Source organism: Robiginitalea sp., assembly GCF_049588695.1.
Classification (GTDB): Bacteria; Bacteroidota; Bacteroidia; order Flavobacteriales; family Flavobacteriaceae; genus Robiginitalea.
In genome coordinates, this window is record NZ_JBAVZJ010000243.1 from 1 (window position 1) to 6,223 (window position 6,223).

Here is a 6,223-nt window from a genome sequence, read left to right on the forward strand (position 1 = left end):
TGTTTTAAGGGACAGACGGACTATCTTTTGATCTATAAAGACCAGGAGGAGTTAGATGCCCTAAACCCTAATTTTTTTAAGTTAAATAAAATAGACTGCCGCGGGGTTATCGCTTCGGCTCCCGGTGTGGAAGTGGATTTTGTCTCCAGGTTCTTTGCCCCACGCTGTGGGGTTCCCGAAGATCCGGTGACAGGATCGGCACATACCCTGCTGATACCCTACTGGCATGAACGGTTAAAGAAAACCAAGATGATGGCACAACAGCGCTCTGTTCGAGGCGGCGTACTGCGTTGCGAATATCACGGGGACCGGGTGCATATCGGCGGTTGTGCTGTGACCTATATGAAGGCGGAGATTCAGCTGCCCGATACAAAAATTTAATAAGGATTTATCTATGTATCCATTGAGAAGAAACAGAAGACTGAGGACGACTCCCGCCATTCGCGCGATGGTACGGGAAACCAGCTTGAGCCCTGATGACTTTTTGACTCCGCTTTTTATAGTGGAGGGAAAGGGCGTTAAGGAAGAGATTCCATCAATGCAGGGTTATTACAGACTCAGTTTGGATTTTATATCCAAAGAGGTAAACCAGCTTTGGGATCTGGGATTAAAGGCGGTATTACTCTTTGTAAAAGTGCCGGATGTCCTGAAGGACAATACCGGAAAAGAAGCCTTAAATCGGAAGGGCCTGATGCAACGGGCGATAAAAACCATAAAGGACGCCTGCCCGGATATGTGTGTTTTAACGGACGTCGCTCTGGATCCATATTCGAGCTTCGGGCATGATGGGATCGTCGAAAAGGGTCAGATATTAAATGATCCGACAGTAGAAATCCTGAGTGCGATGAGTGTTTCTCACGCTGAGGCCGGGGCCGATATGGTCGCGCCCAGTGATATGATGGACGGCCGAATCCTGGGGATACGGAATGCTTTGGACGCTGCGGGATTTGAAAATACAGGTATTATGAGCTACAGCGCAAAGTATGCCAGTGCTTTCTACGGTCCATTTCGGGATGCGCTCGACTCGGCTCCAGCCGATAATGCAGATGTGCCATCAGATAAGAAAACCTACCAGATGGATCCGGGAAATCGCCGTGAGGCCTTCCTGGAAACTGCCGCCGATATCGAAGAAGGTGCAGATATAGTAATGGTGAAGCCGGGACTTTGCTATCTGGACATCGTCAGGGACTTGCGGGAAGCATTTGACGTGCCGATTGCCGTATACCAGGTTTCAGGGGAATACGCTATGGTGAAAGCCGCGGCAGCCCGGGGATGGTTGGATCACGACAGTGTGATGATGGAGCAGCTCACAGGGATTAAAAGGGCCGGTGCAGATATGATTGCCACATATTTTGCGAAAGAGGCCAGCCTGTTTTTAAATAGCTGAAGGAGTTTCGTTGGGTTATTGAAATTCTTCTAATGGGCATTGTATCGTATTAATTGTATCTTGGGAGATATAAGAATGCACTATGGGATTATTGCTTATTTACGCTTTCGTTTCCATTTTTTTTTCCTTTTTATGCTCTATCCTTGAAGCTGTTTTATTGAGTATAACCCCCACTTTTGTCAACATCAAAAAAAAGGAAGGGAAGCACTACGCCGTAGTCCTTGAGGAACTGAAAAAAGATGTAGATCAGCCCCTGATCGCTATCCTCACCCTGAATACAATCGCCCATACCGTTGGGGCAATTCTCGTTGGTGTGCAGGCCAAGGTCGCTTACAGCGAACTCTATGGGCAGACAGAACGTACAGTCTTCGGAGTCCCCTTCACTGAGGATCTTATGGTGGGTATTGTTTCGGCGGTAATGACCATGCTTATCCTGATCACTTCTGAAATCATCCCGAAAACCATAGGTGCAACCTACTGGAGGCAACTCGCGAAGTTTTCCGCCGTTGTTCTGAAATGGATGGTTTGGCTCCTTAAAGTCACTGGAATACTATGGCTTCTTCAGCTTTTCACCCGCTTGATTGGCAAGAGTCACCACGGCAGTGTTCTGAGTCGGGAGGATTTTAGCGCTATGGCTGAAATTGCCCATGAGGAAGGCGTCTTTGAAGAATCCGAGTCAAAGGTGATCCAGAATTTGCTTCAGTTTGAGGAGGTCCTGGTCAAAGATGTCATGACGCCCCGAACAGTAATGAAGATTGCCCCGGAAAAACAGAGTATTGAGGCATTTTTTAAGGAAAATCCGAGATTGCGCTTTTCACGCATTCCCGTCCACGGAGATCGGGAAGATGTCATCACCGGTTTTGTCCTAAAAGATAACGTCCTCGAGGAAATCATTGGTGAAAATGGCCATAAACCCCTGGCGGATATCAAACGCGAGATATTGGTAACGAATCGGGAAACCCCAATCCCTCAACTCTTTGACATCTTTATACGCAATAGGGAACATATTGCCCTGGCCGTGGATGAATACGGGACGGTGAGTGGGTTGGTGACCATGGAAGACGTCATTGAGACCCTGCTGGGACTCGAGATTATGGACGAAAGTGACAATGTGGAAGACCTGCAACAGCTCGCCCGGCGTAAATGGGAAGAGCGGGCTAAACGTTCCGGAATAATTGAATAAGGGTATGTACGAAGCCGTCATGGACACCCCTTTGGGAGTCGCCTGTATCGTAGGTTCCGCAAAGGGAATTGCAGAAATTCGGGTTTCGGACGACTCCTCCTTAGTGCGCACCATCCCCGATGAACTCAGATCTGTCTGCACACAACTCCAGGAGTATTTCGAGGGATCCCGGAAGATTTTTGAGGTTCCCTTGCAACCAGAAGGGACCGTATTTCAGCAAAAAGTATGGGCAGCCCTTTTGGAAATCCCCTACGGTAAGCGGATGTCCTATATGGATCTCGCGAAAAAATTGGGGGATCCCAGGGCGGTACGCGCCGTGGCCGGGGCCAACGCCAAGAACCCGGTTTGGATTCTGATTCCATGCCATAGGGTGGTTGGAACCGATGGCTCCCTGACGGGTTATGCCGGGGGTCTTCATCGTAAAAAATGGCTTTTGAACCATGAAAGCCCTTCGGGACAGACTGTTTTATTCACTTGAGAACCGACTCCCTGGTTGGTTTTTTGATTTTTTAAAGCAAAACCAGGGCATAAAGATGCTATTCGACGGAAATATAGTGGGATCGAACCCGGAAAAGCTGCTCTTTCAGGCACATTGGATTGCAGAAACAAACTAAGAGGTCGGTTTCGGGGGTTTTACATAAAATCGATATTTTTTGCATTTTTAATGGTTCGGATAAAGCGGAAATCTAAGGGTAAATCACCACCGTAACGGATAAAATGTATAGGGATGATCGATAATATACCGCTGGGGGACATACTTTTTCTGGATATAGAAACGGTCCCCCAATCTCCTGATTTTAACACACTTTCTGAAGAAGCGCAAGAGCTTTGGGCGCTAAAAACCAAGTACCAGCGCAAAGACGAATACACACCTGAGCAGTTCTACGAGCGCGCGGGTATCTGGGCGGAATTTGGAATAATCGTCTGTATCTCGGTAGGCTACTTCCTTCAAACGCAGGACGGGCGAACGTTTCGCGTACGGAGTTTTATCGGGGCGGAAGATGACCTGCTTAGGGAGTTCAGTGGAATGCTGGATTCCCACTTCAGCGAGCGACGACACCTTTTGTGCGCCCATAACGGGAAGGAGTTTGATTTTCCGTATCTCGCCCGCCGAATGATTATCCTGGGTATTCCCATACCCAATAAACTCATGTTGTTTGGAAAGAAACCCTGGGAGATCCCGCACCTGGACACTATGGAGCTCTGGAAGTTCGGGGATTTCAAGCATTACACCTCCCTGAGGCTTATGGCCCATGTGCTGGGGATTCCCTCGCCCAAAGAGGACCTTGATGGCAGTCAAATCCGATCGGTATATTATGAAAATGGGGATATCGATCGCATCGCTAAGTACTGCGAGCTGGACGTGGTTACCACCGCCCAGGTCTTTCTAAGACTCCGGCAGGATCCCCTCCTGGAGGAAGATCAAATTATACAAGTTGGTATTTAATAATTCCGGTCAAGAGTGGTAATTCAGCAGGAGATATACCGGGAAGTGGTCGGAGTATCCACCGAGGTACTTTTGGCCGACAAAAGTCCTGAACGGTTTTCCCTTATAGGGCTCCTTCCATTCCTGGAGGAATTCCTCGTCGAAGATGTTGGCCTCATCAAAGGAATGGGTGCCCGGGGAGGATTTCAAAAAGGTATGGGAGATTAAAATCTGATCGAAGATGGACCACTCACCTTTGTACTTTGCACTCCCCCTGTAAGGACTTTGAAGCGTCTCCATAGGGTTGTAGAGGGGCTTTTGGGACATAAGCTGTTGAATGCTTTCCGAATTTGGGCCATCATTAAAATCCCCCATGATCACATAATTGGGATTTTCCTCTTCCTGCTCCAGGGTGTTCATATGAGAAAGAATGGTGCCTGAAGCAGCCAGTCGCTTGGCGACTGTTTCATGGTCCCCGTCCCTTCGGGAGGGCCAGTGATTCACAAAGATATGCAGGCGTTCCCCATTGAGATTTCCCCGTACATACGTGATATCCCGGGTGTAGTCCCGACTTCCGTCATTGTTGTAAAGTATTACGGGAAGCGGCTCGCAGTGTTCGGGCTCGAAGAATTCCCTGTGAAACAGGAGGGCTGTATCGATACCTCGTTCATCCGGGGAATCGTAATGTATAAAGTCCATACCGTTCTCCTTCAGGGATTCCATCCGGAGCAGGTCATGGAGGACCCTGTCGTTCTCAAGTTCTGCCAGACCCATTAAAACCGGGAACTTTGCATCGCTCAGACTTCCCAATCGGGATATCGTTCTCCCCACCTTCCGCAACTTTTTTTCGTAGCGCTGAGGTGTCCAGTGTTTGCTGCCTTCTGGTGTAAAGTCATCATCCAGGACGCCGGGTTGGTCCACAGGATCAAATAAATTCTCAAGATTGTAGAACCCGACGATAACGCTATTTGCCGCCCTTGCAGTCATAAACTAATTTTTAAAGGTTGGGGGAGGAGTCTAAAAATACAAAAAGACTTGGTTGCGATTCCGTAGTTTTGTAGAAGATTCTGAATCTATGCTGGAAATAAAGACGATGTCTTACGAACGTACCGTTTTGGTGGGGATACTCACCCGGGAGCAACCTGAAGATAAGCTTAAGGAATATCTGGATGAACTCGAGTTCCTGACTTATACGGCAGGGGGAGAGGTTGTGGGTCGTTTTGTACAACGGGTGGATACGCCCAACCCCAAGACCTTTGTGGGAAGTGGAAAAATTGCTGAGATAGAGGGTTTTGTGAAGGAGAATGACGTGGGTGCAGTCATATTTGACGATGAGCTCAGCCCGGTACAACAGCGAAATATCGAGAAACAACTTCGGGTAAAAATACTGGATAGAACGGGTTTGATCCTGGATATTTTCGCCCAGCGGGCCACCACCAGTTATGCCCGTACACAGGTAGAACTCGCCCAGTACGAATACCTTTTGCCAAGGCTTACAGGGCTGTGGACCCACCTGGAGCGGCAACGCGGGGGAATCGGGATGCGAGGCCCGGGGGAAACGGAAATAGAAACAGACCGGAGGATTGTTCGCGACCGTATATCCCTTCTCAAGAAGAAACTCAAGAGAATTGACAAACAGATGGAGACCCAGAGGGGAAATCGGGGATCCCTGGTCCGGGTTGCACTGGTCGGATATACCAATGTAGGGAAGTCGACCCTGATGAATGTGGTCAGCAAGAGTGAGGTTTTTGCAGAGAATAAACTATTTGCAACCCTGGACACTACGGTGCGGAAGGTGGTATTGGGGAACCTGCCTTTTTTATTGAGCGATACCGTGGGCTTTATCCGGAAATTACCCACACAACTGGTCGAAAGTTTTAAAAGCACCCTAGATGAAGTGCGGGAGGCGGATTTACTGCTACATGTCGTGGATATTTCACACCCGAGTTTTGAAGACCATATAGCCTCGGTCAACCAAATCCTGTCTGAGATTGACTGCGCCGATAAGAAAACCCTGATGGTCTTTAACAAGATCGATTTGTACGAGCCCGAAGTCCTGGACGAAGATGACCTGATCACTCCAAGGACGAGCCGCCATTACACCATGGAGGAGTGGCACAAGACATGGATGCATAAAATGGAGGGGAACGCGGTTTTTATATCGGCCCTGAACAAAGAAAACCTCGATGAATTCCGCAAGACTGTTTACCGGGAGGTGCGCAAGATT

7 protein-coding genes are annotated in these 6,223 nt (G+C 48.6%); 6 read left to right on the top strand and 1 reads right to left on the bottom strand.

All coding sequences use genetic code 11. The annotated features are described in order from the left end of the window. The 5 genes from WBV75_RS05890 to WBV75_RS05910 form a co-directional block, all read left to right on the top strand. Positions 1-381: PhzF family phenazine biosynthesis protein (locus WBV75_RS05890; protein WP_424119716.1), on the top strand; the 381-nt coding region annotated here is incomplete at its 5' end. A 13-nt stretch (positions 382-394) separates the two neighbouring features. Beyond that, positions 395-1,387, top strand: a complete 993-nt coding sequence (gene hemB / locus WBV75_RS05895; protein WP_424119717.1) for a porphobilinogen synthase — start codon at positions 395-397, stop codon at positions 1,385-1,387. Positions 1,388-1,469: 82 nt separating this feature from the next. Further along, positions 1,470-2,570, top strand: a complete 1,101-nt coding sequence (locus WBV75_RS05900; RefSeq protein WP_424119718.1) for a CNNM domain-containing protein — start codon at positions 1,470-1,472, stop codon at positions 2,568-2,570. Positions 2,571-2,574: 4 nt separating this feature from the next. Beyond that, positions 2,575-3,048 (top strand): methylated-DNA--[protein]-cysteine S-methyltransferase, encoded by a 474-nt coding sequence (locus tag WBV75_RS05905; protein WP_424119719.1) that lies wholly within the window; start codon positions 2,575-2,577, stop codon positions 3,046-3,048. 249 nt (positions 3,049-3,297) lie between these two features. After that, entirely contained in the window at positions 3,298-4,017 is a 720-nt protein-coding gene (locus tag WBV75_RS05910) for a 3'-5' exonuclease (protein ID WP_424119720.1), read from the top strand. Positions 4,018-4,026: 9 nt separating this feature from the next. Here WBV75_RS05910 and WBV75_RS05915 read toward each other — a convergent pair whose 3' ends face one another. Then, complete coding sequence (locus WBV75_RS05915; protein ID WP_424119721.1) at positions 4,027-4,983, bottom strand: endonuclease; 957 nt, start codon at positions 4,981-4,983, stop codon at positions 4,027-4,029. An 88-nt stretch (positions 4,984-5,071) separates the two neighbouring features. On the opposite strand from WBV75_RS05915, the gene hflX reads away from it, so the two are divergent. Continuing rightward, positions 5,072-6,223: GTPase HflX (hflX, locus tag WBV75_RS05920; protein WP_424119722.1), on the top strand; the 1,152-nt coding region annotated here is incomplete at its 3' end.

Coding starts and splice junctions, on each gene's coding strand:
- hemB (WP_424119717.1), top strand. CDS start 395: ATGTATCCATTGAGAAGAAACAGAAGACTGAGGACGACTCCCGCCATT.
- WBV75_RS05900 (WP_424119718.1), top strand. CDS start 1,470: ATGGGATTATTGCTTATTTACGCTTTCGTTTCCATTTTTTTTTCCTTT.
- WBV75_RS05905 (WP_424119719.1), top strand. CDS start 2,575: ATGTACGAAGCCGTCATGGACACCCCTTTGGGAGTCGCCTGTATCGTA.
- WBV75_RS05910 (WP_424119720.1), top strand. CDS start 3,298: ATGATCGATAATATACCGCTGGGGGACATACTTTTTCTGGATATAGAA.
- WBV75_RS05915 (WP_424119721.1), bottom strand. CDS start 4,983: ATGACTGCAAGGGCGGCAAATAGCGTTATCGTCGGGTTCTACAATCTT.